Raw genomic sequence first — 16920 nt, forward strand, 5'->3', positions numbered from 1 at the left:
CCCAACAGAGAACTTCAATGGTGCGGTGGACGATATCGAATTCTTCGCCACTGATGATGATGGTACGCCATCAGCACCTGCCACCGTCACGTTAACCGTGACTGACGTGAATACGCCGCCAACGGCTACCGACCAAAGTCTGAGCACTGATGAAGACACGGCAGTGGCTGTGCCGCTCATAGGCGATGACATCGATGGCACCGTTGCTAGTGTCACGGTACTGCAAGTACCGCCAAATGAGCAGGGCGTATTAAGGTATACCCGTGCAGATGGGCAAGTGGTTGAGATTACCCCAAATACCACGCTAAGCGCAGTGGAAGCTGAAACAGTCATCTTTACCCCAGCACCTGACTTTAATGGTGCGGTTAGTGATATCCAATTCAGCACCACTGATGATGATGGTGCCGCATCAGCGCCTGCCACCGTTGAGATCACGGTCAATGATGTGAATGATGCGCCTGTGGCAACCGACGCCGCTATTAGCACGCCAGAAGGTGAGGCTATTGCGGTACCGCTGATTGCCAGCGACCTCGATGGCGACATTGAGAGCATCAGCATCAGCACCTTGCCAGATCCGGCCCAAGGCATCTTAAGCTATACCAATGCGGCAGGGGACAGTGTGCCTGTCGTTGCGGACGCCCCGCTAAGTGCTGCTGAAGCGGCCACCGTCCTCTTTACCCCAACAGAGAACTTCAATGGTGCGGTGGACGATATCGAATTCTTCGCCACTGATGATGATGGTACGCCATCAGCACCTGCCACCGTCACGTTAACCGTGACTGACGTGAATACGCCGCCAACGGCTGCCGACCAAAGTCTGAGCACTGATGAAGACACGGCAGTGGCTGTGCCGCTCATAGGCGATGACATCGATGGCACCGTTGCTAGTGTCACGGTACTGCAAGTGCCGCCTACCAATCAAGGTGTGCTTACCTATGAAGATGATGGACAAACGGTTGAACTCACTCCTGGTACCGTATTAACTGCTGACCAAATCACAAGCGTTGTATTCACTCCCGCGCCAAACTTCAACGGACGCGTCAGCAACATCCAATTCAGCACCACTGACGATGATGGTGCCATCTCAGCGCCAGCCACCGTTGAGATCACGGTAACTCCTGTTGTTGACATCACTTATGTTGTTATCACGGGAGACGAAAATGTTATTGAAGGTGAAGAGGCTGAATACACAGTCAAGTTTTTAGATGAAAGTGGCAACCCTGCTATGGTTACTCAAGCCACCGATGTTACCGTTACCTTCAACAATGTCAGCACCCAAGATGCTGACACCGGCTATAACAATGCCCAAACCATCACGGTCACCATACCTGCCGGACAATCGAGCGTAGCACTTGACGTTGACACCATCGATGACTATCTTGCAGACGATGGCGAAAACTACAGTCTCACCATCACCAGTGTTGGCGCCAACGAATTCGAAGCCGTCGACTTTAGTGACGTGACCACGAACACCGTTACCACCATCATCGACAGCAACAATGCAGGCGACAGCGCGAATGAGGGCGGACTTGATAGCAATGACATTGTGTATGTCAAACTAACAGACGATGATAGCCAAATAGAAGCAGACGATGCTGTACTGACCCATACTCTATCGCTTGTGGATGCTGACGGTCAGCCAGTCGAATTACCTGTAGGTGGCAGTGTGGTGGTTAATTTATCTTATCTTAACGATGAGACCACTGCGGCTGATTTTGATGCGAGTAGCAAGCTGACTACGGTGACGTTTAATACCAGCACTGGTAATCAAATCATTCTGACCAATACGGTATTAAATGATCAATTAAAAGAAGGTGTCGAGAATTATCAGCTGGCAATAAGCTCTGTTGATGGTACCAATAGTGGCTTTGAGTCTGTCAAAATTGATACCGAAAGGAGTGTCACAGGCGTGATCGTCGATGACGTTGATCTAAAACCTGATATTAATACTGTACAGGAAGATGGTGTTTCAACCGCAACTGGCAATGTATTAGCCAATGATGAAATCGGTACTGAGTCATCTGTCAGCTTACAGAGTCAACCTAGCGATGCAAATGATTATGGTGCGCTGACTCTAAATAATGATGGCTCGTACACTTATATTTTAAATAATGACAGTTCTACAGTACAAGCCCTTGCCCCAGGGGAGGCAATTGAACAAGTGTTTACTTATAAGGTGGGTGAGGTTGCTCAAACCCTAACAATCACCGTAACTGGTACCAACGACGCGCCAAAACTGGATGTCTCTGGTAATAGTAATACCACTGTCAATTATGCAACGGCTTACCAAGAGGGCGGTGTTCCCGTTGCTATCAGTGATAGTAGCGCTATTGCCGACATTGATAATAACGATACGATTGGCAATGCACTTATTGTATTAACCAACTCACAAACAGGCGATTTAATTGCCATTGAAGAAGGTGATCTACCAGCAGGTATTTCAGCCACATTGTTAGGAAATAGCCGCATTGAATTGAGCGGGAGTGCAAGCTTAGCTGACTACCAGTCCGCTATTGATGCCATCACTTTTGCCAATACCTCTGCTACCCCTAGCGAAGTAGACCGTATCATTGAAGTGACAGTCACTGATATAAATAATGCTGATAGTAATATAACGACGACGGTTATCAGTGTGGATGCGACGCCGCAAGCAGTCGATGATACTGCCCAGGTCACTGAAGGCGGTAAAACCATATCGTCGAATACCACTTCCCTAAACTTACTAACCAACGATGATTTGGGTACGCCAAATACAACCATTACGTCATTCACATATTTAGATGAAAATGGCATTAGTCAAACAGGAGTAACAGGCTCTGTAATCGATACTCAATATGGTTCATTAACTATTAACGCAAATGGCACGTGGACATACACATCGGATGATACATCGGATAATCTAAATGGCATTATCGATAGTATCTCTTATACGATTACAGACGCCGATGGTGATACCAGTACCGCTGATTTTAATATCATAGTGGATGACACGCAGCCTACGGCACTTATTCCTGAAGTGACGCTGAATGAAGATGATCTAACTGACGGTACCGATACGACGCCTGATGCGTTACGAGCGACGCGTAACCTTGGTATCACTAAAGCTGCAGATGATATCAGCGATGTGGTATTCACTGATGTTACCACAGTAGGGCTAGAAGCTTTAGCGCTTGAGTCCAATGGCGAACCGTTGACTTACCAGGTGAGCAATGACGGTCATACGGTCGTTGCTAGTGCCATAGGTAGTGAAGTGTTTACTATTACTCTGACCAACCCTACGGATAGTACTGGAGATTCGCAAGCGTTTATACTTGAGCTACAAGGTCAGCTAGATCACACTGATGGAGTTACAATCACTTTACCTGTCAAATATGAAATTCAAGATACAGACAGTGCCACGGTGCAACAGTTTAATGTCAATATCGCAGATGATAAGGTGCTGGCTATAGATGATACACCTGTAAGTGTGGTGGAAGGCTCGTACGTTGATGGTGATGATAGTACGTTACTTACCGGTAATGTTCTTGATAACGATAAAGGTGCAGATGCGGATTTGAAAATCAATACCTTTACTTATTTAGATACAGATGGCAATACGGTTGAAGATTCTACCGATTTTGGGGTGGGTCTCGAAACGCCGACAGGTATCTTAACGGTTAATGAAGATGGTAGCTGGACGTTTGCTGCTAATAAAGCGATTGATAATCGTGACCCTGCGCCTAACCTACAAGACGATGGCTCATTTAGTTATACACTAATCGATGCTGATGGTGATGTGTCAGATGCTGCTGAACAGCCTATAAGCGTAACAGACACCGCACCGGTTATCGAAAGCGATGAAAGCGTCGTCTTAAAAGAAGGTGATTTGTTCCCTGATTCTGGTACGGCTAGCACTTATGTGGTCAAAGTCGATTCCGCATTTACGGTCACTGGCAATGAGGATAATATCTCTGATATTTACTTTATCATGGGTGATGGCGATCCAATAAACGGCCGTTTCCAGAGCAGTGGGCTACCGCTTTATTATCGCTATGCTGAGGTCGATGGCGTAATAGATTATAGCACCCTATATGTGTCGACTACCCAGCGCGGCGATCTGATTGCGGATACAGTCGATAATCCTAACAACAATGTCATATTCAAAGTGGAAATTAACCCTGAGGGCTTGCCATATACTAGTGCAGATGCCCTGACTTATACCGCCACCCTCTATGATACGATCAGGCACGATAATATCGATGCTAATAATGACGGTAGATTAGACAATATTATATTTGATCTCGATTATGCAGTAGTCGATGAAGATGGCTCGATCACTGAAGATCAGTTCGATGTCGAAGTCGAAAATAGACTATTTAATAAAGATCTTGATTTTACTATTAATGAAGGAGACTTTGCGGACCTCACTGAGGATGAAAACATTGCCCCAAATGGCAAGGATGCCCTGTTAATCAATGCTGCTGAAAACTTTGATGGCGGTGTGGTCACCATATTGAATTATGATCTATCGTCATCGATAGATTTGCAAAGTGGTGAATTTATTTATATTGATGTCAACGGCAATGCCATTAATACCGATGATCAGAATAACCCAGCCATCGTTGGTAGTTTGAGAAATATTGGCAATGGGCAAATTGAGTTTAACCCAGAAGAAAACTACTCTTCTATCGCGACGCCAAACGATAGAGCTGATTTACCAAACAGACCTAGTAGTTATGAGCAAACCCCTAATGAATTTAACGATTTTTATAGTGTGATGTTTAACCTGCGTGCACAAGATGGGGGACAAACCTTAACCAGTAGAATTAATATCGAAGTAGATCCTGTTGCCGATGCGCCTATTATCGTTATTGACGCGGCTGAAGTTGATATCGTTGATGGTGTTTATACCAATTATGTTGAAGAGGATTCATCGACGCAGCTTGGTTTTATAGCACCAATCATTGGTGATAATGGGGTTGAGGCAAGTACGGATCTGAGTATCTATGATCCAAATTATGTGAATGGCACTAAGCGCGAGAATGATGACAATATAAACGGTGGTTCTGTTGATCGTACCGAACGTTTTGGGGCGATTACATTAAGCGGATTTCCTGATGGTGCTCAGCTATTTTATATTGATGGCAATGGCGTTCAGGACATCAGTGACAAAATAGGGGAAGATGGTACGCTCACGATTAAACTTCGCGATGGCACTCATATTAACAGTGAGTTTACATATGATGTTGAAATGGACACTGCTGACTTTGAATCATTAGTCGTCTCTCCTTCAGATCAAGATGCCACTAACTTTACAGTAACCATGAGTGTCACTGAGTATGAAGTCGATGAAAATGGTGTACCTTATCCGCTAGAGCCTAATGACTCTAGCAGTGTAGATCCTGATAGTAGCTTGATAGCAGAGACCACATCAGTAGACATACTTATCGATGTACAAGCGGTGACAGATACGACGGTTATCGATTTACTAGAACCTGTGGCTCTCCCGCCTAGTACAACTTCTATCACTCTGTCAGACGAACCCAATAATGGCATTGATAAAAACGACACGATCAATGCGGTTATCGACGAAGACAGTAGTCTAGATTTGCAATCTATATTGAATGAGACATTTGTAGATACCGATGGCTCAGAGGAGTATTGGTATTCTATTGAAGGGTTAGGTGAGCTAAATGGTCAGGTGGTGACGGTCAATGGCGTCAGCTATACCGTAGCTGATGGCACAGTCGAGCTTCCAAGAGCGCAAGTGACGGCTGAGGATCTAGACCCAAGCTTTACCTTTACGCCGCCAGCAGATTTTGCGGGTGTTATTAATGCAACACTTACACTCAATACGCGAGATAGCGATTCCGATTCTATAGATGTTAATCCTGCTATTCAGATCGAGCAGACTTCTGTGCAATTGAATATAACGGTCAATCCTACCATCGATGTGACAGTAGTGGATCCACAGGTAGGGGATGAGGATACAGCGATTGCATTATTTACAATAAATGATGCGGGCGATTCAGTCTTTACTGTTACTGATCAAGATAGTAGTGAAACATTGTCAATAGTGGGTATCTTGAAAGATCAAATTGATGATTTGATTACTGCAGGTGCCGAAATTTCTCTAAACGGTACGCCTATCACGACAGCAGATTTGACAGATGAAGGGCTTTATTATGGCTTTAATGTCGATAGTTTGGATGGCTATACTATGACACCACCAGCGCATAGCAGTGCCGATATCGCGCTCACTTATTTTGTAGAGACTACTGATGGTTCTGTCGATAGTGATAACCCCATTACTGACAATGATACCTTTGATGTCACTATTAAGGTTACTCCAGTGGCTGAGAGTGCAAATATCAATAGCGATGGTAATAATGGCACGGATGTCACTCTCAACCCAGACCACACTTATAGCGCATTAGTATTTGAAGATGGTGATGATGATGGTGTGAGTAGTTCCGCGCCCGTCTGGTACGACCTATCGACTGATGCTGGCTTTATTTTGCTTAATGGTTGGTCGAATGAAGATGATACCAACGATTTTGGTGAACCAAGCCATAGCAATAATCGTACCGATTCAGAAGAGACCTTTGCCCGTCTAATCGTTCAGATTAAAGATGATAACGGTGACTGGGTCAATGCGAGTGGTGCTCAGTTCCGTTATGACATCGCAGGTGAGCCGCAGACTGTCACAGCAGGTAAAAATGGTGTAGACGTACCAGTGGCTGGGCTTAGCAGCTTGGCATTTATTCCGCCTAATAATTATTCAGGCGAATTACGTATCCAAGAGCAAGCGGTCACCATCGACTATGATGAAGATGATGATACCGCAACAGATAAAGTCGTATCTGGCGAGTCTTTCCTTTATCTGACTGTGACGCCTGTTGCTGATGATGTGCTGCTTAGTGTGCAACCTGCTCAAGGAGTAGAAGATGCAGGTAGATCTAATGGTAATCCAACCGGTATAGACGGTTATACGCCAGCTGACACTATTGACACTCCAGAGGGGGGGATCGAGCTTAAGATAAAGGCACAGTCCAAAGATACAGATGGTTCTGAAACTTTCAACATCACTATCGATGCGTTACCAGATGGTGCCTCTCTCTATGTGTGGGATGCTGATAATAGCACAAACGGTGGCTATGTCTTGATCAACCAAAACTATGGCACAGTCAATGATATTGCCACGGTAGATAATGCTGGTATTACGTGGTCGGTCACGCTCACCGATTACCAAAACGATAAAGTACCGTTTTTCATACCCCCATTGAACAGTAATGACAACTATACGTTGCTAGTCAGTGGTGTGTCAGTAGATGGCGCGGACACCAGTGAGCCTAGCACACCATTAGCATTACCTATTAAGATCACTACAGTCGCGGATAAAATCCTCAATGATGAATTGAATGAAGTTACCTTTGATTATGATGGTCAAGCCTCAGATAGCTACGCAGTCATTCTTGAAGAAAGCGACTTAGATGCTGCTGATAATGAGATAGACTTTAATACTATTTTTCAGACACCCATGAATATCAGATCCTATGACAATGATGGCTCTGAAGTCGTAACCTATGTCATCACTGGTCTCGATGATAGATTTACCATGCAAGGCGCCGACGTAACCTTCATAGGTGGTCAAGGAACCGCCAGACAGTGGGTTGTGACTGACGAAGCGATCAATAATGGCGAGATAATACTCAAAACCGAAGAAAACTTCGCAGGTGAGATTAACTTTAATATCAAAGGCGTCAGTACGGAGAAAACAGGCGGTAGTGAGGCAAGTCAAAACATCCAGCCTGTGCAAATATTTGTCAAGCCGGATGCGCTTGATAATGATGTGGTCAATCCTACTGCTGTGCAGAATGAAAACGCGTCTGTCACGTTAGACTTTGAGCGCGCCTTTAGGCGTACGGATAACACAGATGATTGGACATCAGGCGTTGAAGAGTTAAATAGTGTGGCTATTAGCTTGACTGACCTTGAGGCACTTGGCGTTCAACTCACTGTCGGCGGTGTTGTTATCACAAGTGCCAACCCCGCAGTTGATGCTGCTGGGTTTTATACTATCGAGCGCGATTCAGAGGGTGCGTTACCTAAGGCGAGTATCATTGCTATTCCAGCTGAGCCTGCCAGTGCTCAGTCTGGTTTCGTCAATCATAAATCAGGCAATGATATCTATGACTTTGACATTAAATATACAGTGACGGATACCGTCAGAGCTACGAATAATGAGACGGCAGATATCGTCTATCAGACAACGCTAACCCGTGATACGAACTTCGTTGTAGACGTCCTTCCTATTACTGATGTGCCATCATTAGTCAATCCTGCTGAGATTGAGACTTCAGAGACCATTGATATCGTCAACGCCGATACGGCTGATGATGAATTTATTAAAACGGTCACTCTCACCTCACCAGACTTAGATGGTTCAGAGATGTTTACACGAGTGCAAGTAGGCGGTGTGCCTGATGGTATTTTGGTGCAAGTGGATGCTAATGGTAATGGCACCTTCGTTGACGCGGTCAAAGCTGGTGACACTTGGTACGTCGTCTTTGATGATGAAACCATAGATACGTCTATAACGGCGAGCGTAGATATCAAGTTCAGTGTAAAAGCGGGTTATGATGTAGATAATGCAGAGAACGTACCTATTACGGTTACCGCCTATAACCAAGATGCACCTGATGTTGAGCAATTAGCACAGGCAATCTTTGATTTGACGCTTGTCACAGGTACGGACGGTGGTGGAGAGGTGCCTCCTGAGTTAGTAGCAGATCTCATCGTACAGCCCATAACTTTGACTGAGGATGGAGCCGGCCAATCTTTAAATAACTTTATCGTTGGCACACTTAATCAGGTGGCTTATGACAACCAAATGTCTGCACCGATATCATTCACCATTGCTAACTTGCCTGATGATGTGGTGTTACAAGCGTCTAACGGGGTCTCGTTATCCAAACAAGGCAATACATGGTTGATCAGTGGCAATGTAACCAGTGATAGTGACATTGCTGATTTACTGTCTAATATTAGTATTGTTCCCACCAGTGATTACAGTACAAACAACCAAAGTGAGGCAGTTGCTTTAGATATCTCATTTACAGCGACTGACAGTAATGGTGACTCTGAGACTGTGACAGCAGACGATCCAGCGTTTCCAATAGGTGATCAAGGCACTAATGACAGCACATTGATTGTCCTGCCCATTACCGATTACTTCGGCTTTCATGAAGACGATCCTACTGCACCACAGAATGATGATAATATCGTCATAGAAGAAGATGAAGAAAAAACCTTAACATTGAATCTGGCAAATACTGTAGATGTAGGTAATGTCGAAGTTATCGATGGTAATGTCTATCTTCAGTTCGCTGACAATGCTTCCGTTGATGGTACGCTTGAGGACTCCAACGGCGTGCCTTTAGATACAGCTACTAATCCTGCAGGATTGCCTGCAGGGGAGTATTTTGTATTGCCAGTAGGCGCAAACAATCCTACGTCTGTAAGTTTCAACTTCGTTCCTGAACCGAACAAAGATGGCGCGACTACAATTGAGGCTTACGTGGTACACAAGGAGACGACAGATATTCCAGATTATGACACGACGACACTAGTATCACGCAAAGACTTTGAAATTACTGTGGAAAAAGGCCCTGATCCTTTGCTGTTCGTCGTCAATGAGGCTGAGTCAAACTTAACTGTAGATGAAGATCAGGGCGAGATCGGTGACACTACTGACGTCAATGTCGTCAGTATCGTGTATACCACCGAACAAACTGATACAGATGAAGGTGATAACGATCAGCCTGCTTCCTTCATAATCAACAATATCAATGATGACTTTACCGTGTACTATGTCAATGATAGCCAAGAGGTTGTCATAGCCAACAAAACAGGGACAGGGTCGTGGAGCTTGCCAAGTACCGAGATAAACCCGACGCCCGAAATATTTATTCAAGCACCAGAAAACTACAGCGGTACAAGCAGTGCTAATGTTTCAGTATTAAGTACAGATGGGTTACAGGGTGACGCCACAACCGTGGCGCTTGTGTTTAAACCAATAGCTGATGGCGTCGAGTTAACCCCGCAGAACTCAGCTAGTGACGCCTATACATGGGTCGCATTAAATACCAACGCTAAGATGGAAGACACCGACAGCAATGGTATTGATGAAGGAGGTAGTGAGACATTAACCTTGACGATTACCCCTGAAAGTGAAAAGCCTTTTGATGAAACTATGCTATTTAGGATTGGCGACACAGGAGAGGTCATCGGCTTACGTAATGCTGAGGTCGATAGCGATGGGATATCTGTTGAATTTGTAGCGGGCAGCTATGTATTAAGTGGCGTGCCTAGCAGTAGTATTAACGATATACAGATTCTGTATCAGGCGTATAACGGTACCATCACTTATACAGGCAAAACTGTCGAGACTTCAGACCCTGAGCAAGTCTTCTCTAGCGAAGAGATCAAAACTGCGGATCTGAACCTGAGTGAGTCTGTCGCTATCGAAACAGGAGAGCAAAACGATACTATCACTACCACAAATCGTAGCACTACCGTAAACTCTGGTGCAGGTGATGATCGCATTACTGGCGGCGCTGGTGACGACTTCCTTGATGGCGGTACTGGTATTAATACACTAATAGGCGGCGCTGGGAATGATACGCTAGTATTCTCTGCTGACAATGCCTTAATGGATGGTGGTAATGGTATTGATACTCTACTGATTAATGTGAATAATACTACTATCGATTTTGGTGACTTTGATAATAGCGTGATTGATAATATGGAGGTGATCGACCTGACTGGGAACGATGCGCAATCATTAATCAACATTGGCACCAATGACGTCATTACCATGACCGACAGTAATAATGAACTGTTTATTAATGGTGATGATGAGGATGAAGTATCTTTGACCGCAGATTTTGTGGCGCAGCAAGTGTCTGATCAAGCAGACTACACCCAGTACCAAAGTACAATAGATCCAACAGTTAACTTATATGTCCATGACGATATAACCATACTATAAGTAGGGTAATTCAGAGTCGATGTTTTTAGGTTAATTGCCTTGCAATTTAGTTGTTATATAACGAAAAGCCATAATTTATTATGGCTGTTTGTTGTTTAGTAACTGTAAGGCTTATAGGTTAATTAGTGCACACTCAATAATATTAATAGCATTGTCTGGGAAAAATAAACTTCATATACTTGTATAGACCTTACTTCTTTATAAAAGAGTATCTCAAACCAAAAAATTCCTCTAACCATTCAAGTTAGTGGGTCTTTTTTATGCGTATCGACATAAACTTATAATGTCTGTAAATCCATCGAAGCGAGGTGCATTAATGGTTCTTTGAGCTATTAGCAGTAATCATTGCTAAAAGATAAATGTGAACTAAGGTATCTATTTGATGAACATAGACATAAATTTATTAAAGACAACTCCATAAGGAGGTTGTAATAAATTCATAGCATTTACTTTGGGCTGTACTAAAACGGGTTTCATATGACTAAAGCGTTCAAAACCAATCTTACCGTGGTAAGCTCCTATACCAGAATGTCCAACCCCTCCGAAAGGCAATTCATGTTGCAGGGCATGTAATACAATCTCATTAATACAGACACCGCCAGATACTGTATGTGTGCGAATACGCTTAATATCCTTTTCTGAATTTCCAAAAATATATAACGCTAATGGTCTAGGGCGTTCGTTGATAAGTACGATAGCTTCATCTAACTCTTCATAATGTATGAGTGGCAGTACTGGTGCAAATATTTCATTTTGCATTAATGCACTCTCTAGTTTAGGTTCAGTTACGATAATAGGAGGCATTAAGCGTGAGTTGATATCTGGCTTCACTTCAGTTGTATGGTGAACATTCTCTTTCGGTATTTCGTCTAGATACTTTTGAACTCTAACAAACTGAGCACTATTGATAATATGGGTATAGTCCTTGTTTGTCGTGATTTTTGGGTAATGCTTTTGCATCCATTTTTTAGCTAGACTAGTAAACTGCTCATGATACTTGCGATTTAACAGTACATAGTCGGGTGCTATACAAGTTTGTCCAGCATTTAGCGCTTTACCCGTCATGATTCTATTTACAGCACTTTCTAAGTTGGCATCATCTAGTACAATCACCGGAGATTTACCACCAAGCTCAAGAGTAACTGGGGTTAGATTCGTAGCCGCTGCTGCCATGACTTTTTTGCCTACTTCTGTAGAGCCGGTATAAATCAAATGATCAAACGGCAGCTCACTAAAAGCCACCGCGATATCAACATCACCTACAACAACATTTACCATCTCTGGTGAGAAATGTTTTTCAATCGCTTCAGCAAATGCCTGAGCAAATTTTGGCGCAGCTTCACTCATTTTGACCATGATACGGTTCCCCGCTGTAATAGCATCTATCATTGGACCAATCGCTAAATATAGTGGATAGTTCCAAGGAACCATGATACCCACTACGCCCAATGGTTGCGGTTCTATTTCATTACGAGCTGGCAAGTAAACAGCTGAAACAGGTGCCTTTCGAGTTTTCATCCAAGACTCACCATGTTTCTTTGCATGACTGATACTTGTAAAACTTGAAAATAATTCGGCAAACTTAGTTTCACCTTCACTACGTTGACCAAAATCTGCATTGATAGCACTAGTAAGTTTATCCTTATTTTTACTTAATAAGGTTTCAAGAGTTTCAAGTTGAGATTTTCTAGTATCCCAGTCAGTTATAGGTTCTTTGCGACTCAGTTTTTGCAGTCTCAAAAACTGGGCTTGTAGATCTTTCTTGTTGGTAATGATTGCAGGTGAGCTACTTACCGAAGAGCTGTTATCAATTTGAGTGCTATCCATCATTTTCATCCTTGAAATATTTTATGAAATTATTTTAGGAGTAAGGCATATAACCATACTCCTAGGATTTTGCGTAATTGAGATATTAATCTGGTAGTACTATTGCAAAAGAGGGATCTGGTGCTTCGAATAAACTGAAAAAAGTAATTAGATTGGCTTGATTGCCTTCTATTTTTGAGTCCGCTGACGAAAGCATATACTTGAATGTTACTTTGCCAATTAGTAAATCTACAAAGAGAGGATGTGTTAAATTCAAAGTTGTTTGTACAGCCTCTTGTGTTGCTTCTACACTATCGATAAGTCGATAGTGTAGAACAGAGTTCTCAATCCATAGCAAATAACTTTCATTTTTATCTGTGAAATGAACTTTCAGATTTGTGTCGAGACCATTGGCTTCTTCAGATTTTAGACGGACAGAAAGTGCATCAAAGAAATTAGATACAGGTGTTTGTAAAAAAACATCTCTCATCGCTGACATCTCAACACCTGCATCAGGGGTTCCTTCACGTAACTCTTTTGCTCCTGTTAGATAACTATCACGCCATGGACCAGATTCTGCTTGGTAGCCTAATTGGTCATAAGTTTTTGCTAGCAACTCTCTAGCAGCCATATTACTAGGATCATCAAATACTAAATGATTTAGAATCTCGGCGGCCCATCTATAATTGCCTTCGTCATAGGAAGTTTGAGCTTGTTTCATAACTTTTGAGCCACCACCAGCCAGCTTTACATAGGCAGATGCACGTTGTGGATCTGGTAAAGGATCTAAATGTGCAGGGTTTGCATCATACCAACCGATGTAGTTTTGATACACGGCACGAGCATTATGTTTAATAGTGCCGTAATACTCACGATTTGAAAATTCTGAAGCTAGACTTGGTGGAAGTGTGATATCTTCAGCAATTTCACCTGGTGTCATGCCTTTATTAATACGACGTAGGCTTTGATCATGAATGAACTTATATGTGTCTCTCTGTTGTTTTAGAAACTTTTGAATACTATCTTTACCCCACATAGGCCAGTGATGGCTTGCAAAGTAGTATTCAGCCTCACCGAATTGAGTACGAGCCTCTTCGATATAATTACTCCACTTTAGAGCATCCCTTACTTTCGCACCTCGTAAAGTATAAAGATTATGCATATTGCGAGATACTAATTCAGCGCCAGACAATGCTTTATATTCAGGAAGATAGAACGTGAATTCGGCAGGTGCTTCTGAGCCAGGCGTATACTGGAACTGGAAATCTACACCATCCACATTTAGGTTAGTAGGTGTTTTACTAACCAGAATATTTGGCTCAACAATACTGAACTGTCCAAAGGCAGGACCTTTACCTAAACCACTATCTATGTGTCCGTATTCATTGCGGGGTAGGTTCTTACCATACATATATGATGAGCGACGAAGCATTGCTGTACCCGCAAGAATATTTTCACTGGTGGCTTCTTCCATAAAGCCAGATGGAGCAATAATTGGAATATTGTTTTTTTCAATATCTTCTTGAGAAAGAATGCCTAATGCACCACCAAAGTGGTCAATATGGCTATGAGTGAAGACAACGGCACTAATATTAGTAGGTATATCAGGATGACGATCTGCAAGATGTGTCATAGCAAAATCATAAGCGTACTTTGCCGTTTCTTTAGAAGTTAATGGGTCGATAACAATCCAGCCTGTATCTCCTTTAATTAACGTCATATTTGATAAGTCAAACCCACGTAACTGATAGATACCTGGTCTGAACTCAAAAAGCCCTTTTATATTGTTTAGCTTAGCTTGTCTCCAGAGGCTTGGATTCACTGAATCGGGAGCTTCGCCTTGAATAAAGTTATAAGCCTTGGTATCCCAAACATACTCTTGAGGATCAGCTATAGATGGTATCTGTATGTTTTCAGGACTTGCAATGAGACCGCGGGTAGCATCTTTGAAGTCTTGAGGATCGTCTAGGTCTAATTGACTAACTGACTTGGCATTTGCTGCAATCGTAGTAGCAGTAGCTGCTTTACCATTACTCACTTGAGCTGTTGAAGTTGTACAAGCTGCAAGTAAAATGCTACTTGCTAGCAACAACATACGGCGAGAGTTATTCAAGATAGGTTTGTACGTGCTGAAATCTTGCATAAAGGTATTCCTTACCATAATAAAATCCATGTTTTATTTAATGATTATTTTGTATTTTTAACATTGAATTAATTGCTATCAATTCAATGCGCAACGCTTACATGACCTTTAGCCATTACCATGTCGGGCATGTTTTCATTTAATTTAACGGAGCCTTCAGTTTCAATACTTGTGCGACCGTGGCTTAGATGAAAACGCTCCATCTTTATTTCCTGAGCGATTTTTTCTGCAATGGCTATCGTTGGAGCGTTAGTATTTGCACTATTGAGGTGAGGCATAATAGAGGCGTCCACAACACGTAGTCCGATTACACCTCTAACTTTGAGATCTAGATCCACCACGGATTCAGCATCGGAGCCCATCCTACACGTGCCTACCGGATGATATATAGTATCTGACTTATTGCGGATATAACCTAACAAGCCGTCTTTATCCAGTGCGGAAGCTGCATAGTCTTTAGTAATATACTTGGCAATAGGTTGTTCTTGCATGATTTCGCGCGTACGTTGAGCACCTGCCACCATCATTTCCACATCTTTTGGATGGTCTAAATAGTTGGGATCGATTAATGGCGCGGCATTTGGGTCAGAAGACGCGAGTTTTACGGTGCCACGGCTTTCAGGTCTGAGATAACAGCTATGAATAGATACTGCATATCCCCACTTAACTTGACGACCATGATCGATGACTCTAGAGATAACAAAGTGAAGCTGGGTATCTGGCCAGTCTTTAGGTGTGGCATTTGTGGCACTAAAAAAAGCAGCCCCTTCAGCAAAATTGGTTGATAGCAGTCCAGTCCCATCTTTTCTCCAATCACGAGCTCCTTTCATAAGGCTGATGCCGCCAGCAAAACCTACACCAAATACGTCTTTTGTGTTCACCTCATAGTCAAACACAACATCAAGGTGATCTTGGAGATTTTCACCAACATTAGGAGAGTCATAGACAACACGAATACCGTGCTTTTCTAACTCTTCTTTAGGACCAATGCCTGATAGCATCAAAATCTTTGGAGAGCCAAAAGCACCAGCACACAGAATGACTTCTGCATTGGCCTTAATGGTACTTTGTTGGTTATCTTTGAGGTAAACCATTCCTGATGCTACTCCGTTCTCTATGAGAACGTGAGAAGCAATGGCACCTGTAATAATAGTTAGGTTGGGTCTGTCTTCTACAGGGTGTAGATAGGCGGCGGCAGCTGAACAACGCTGCCCTTGTTTTTCACCATGGAAATGAGTTAATTGGTAAAGGCCAGCTCCATCCTGCTTATCACCATTGAAGTCATCATTTCTATCTAAGTCATTCGCGATGCATGCATCGACAAAAGCATTAGTAATAGGCCGAGGGCTAAGAGGGTCGGCAACGTTTAACGGTCCACTGTCGCCATGAAAATGATTTGCACCGCGGACATTGTTTTCTGCCTTTTTGAAATATGGTAAGAGTGAATCGTAATTCCAACCGTCACAGCCCTCATCAGCCCAACGGTCATAATCTTTTGCACTACCACGGGTATAAACCATCGCATTAATAGCTGATGAGCCACCTAAGCACTTGCCACGAGGTTGATATCCAATACGATTGTTTAGATGCTTTTGGGGCACAGTACTGAGACACCAGTTGTTTATCTTAATTGGCTTGTCTCTCATTTGAGCAATAACTGCCGCAGGTAAACGTACTACTAGATCTTTGCCGTCACCCCCTGACTCTAAAAGGCACACTGTGACTTGAGGGTCTTCACTTAATCGACTTGCTAATACGGATCCTGCAGATCCACCACCAACGATAATATAATCAAATTCCATGATTAGTTAACTCCTTCCTTGGATTATCCTAGCTACTACTAGGCTTTTTTTGCTAAAGTTAGATATATAATCTAACGGGTCAAACAGTCAAAACACTGATAAAACTGATCAATATTTTTCATTCATGTACTTTTGTA

The 16920-nt window shown here is 43.0% G+C and carries 4 protein-coding genes; 1 reads left to right on the forward strand and 3 read right to left on the reverse strand.

Going from position 1 to position 16920, the window contains the following annotated elements; translation table 11 throughout:
• Positions 1-25 precede the first annotated feature (25 nt).
• Positions 26-11032, forward strand: a complete 11007-nt coding sequence (locus tag ABFV72_RS10755; protein WP_347163634.1) for a tandem-95 repeat protein — start codon at positions 26-28, stop codon at positions 11030-11032.
• Between the two features lie 375 nt (positions 11033-11407).
• Here the strand turns inward: ABFV72_RS10755 and ABFV72_RS10760 are convergent, their stop codons facing one another.
• The 3 genes from ABFV72_RS10760 to ABFV72_RS10770 form a co-directional block, all read right to left on the reverse strand.
• Positions 11408-12859, reverse strand: coding sequence for a coniferyl aldehyde dehydrogenase (locus ABFV72_RS10760; RefSeq protein ID WP_347163636.1), 1452 nt, complete (start codon positions 12857-12859; stop codon positions 11408-11410).
• Between the two features lie 85 nt (positions 12860-12944).
• On the reverse strand, positions 12945-14981 hold the full coding sequence (locus ABFV72_RS10765) for an alkyl/aryl-sulfatase (RefSeq protein ID WP_347163637.1): 2037 nt from the start codon (positions 14979-14981) through the stop codon (positions 12945-12947).
• A gap of 83 nt (positions 14982-15064) precedes the next feature.
• Positions 15065-16783 carry a GMC family oxidoreductase gene (locus ABFV72_RS10770; protein ID WP_347163638.1) on the reverse strand — a complete coding sequence of 573 codons (1719 nt, stop codon included), beginning with the start codon at positions 16781-16783 and terminating at the stop codon, positions 15065-15067.
• Positions 16784-16920: the final 137 nt, after the last annotated feature.

Source organism: Psychrobacter proteolyticus, assembly GCF_039762275.1.
Lineage (GTDB): Bacteria > Pseudomonadota > Gammaproteobacteria > Pseudomonadales > Moraxellaceae > Psychrobacter > Psychrobacter proteolyticus_C.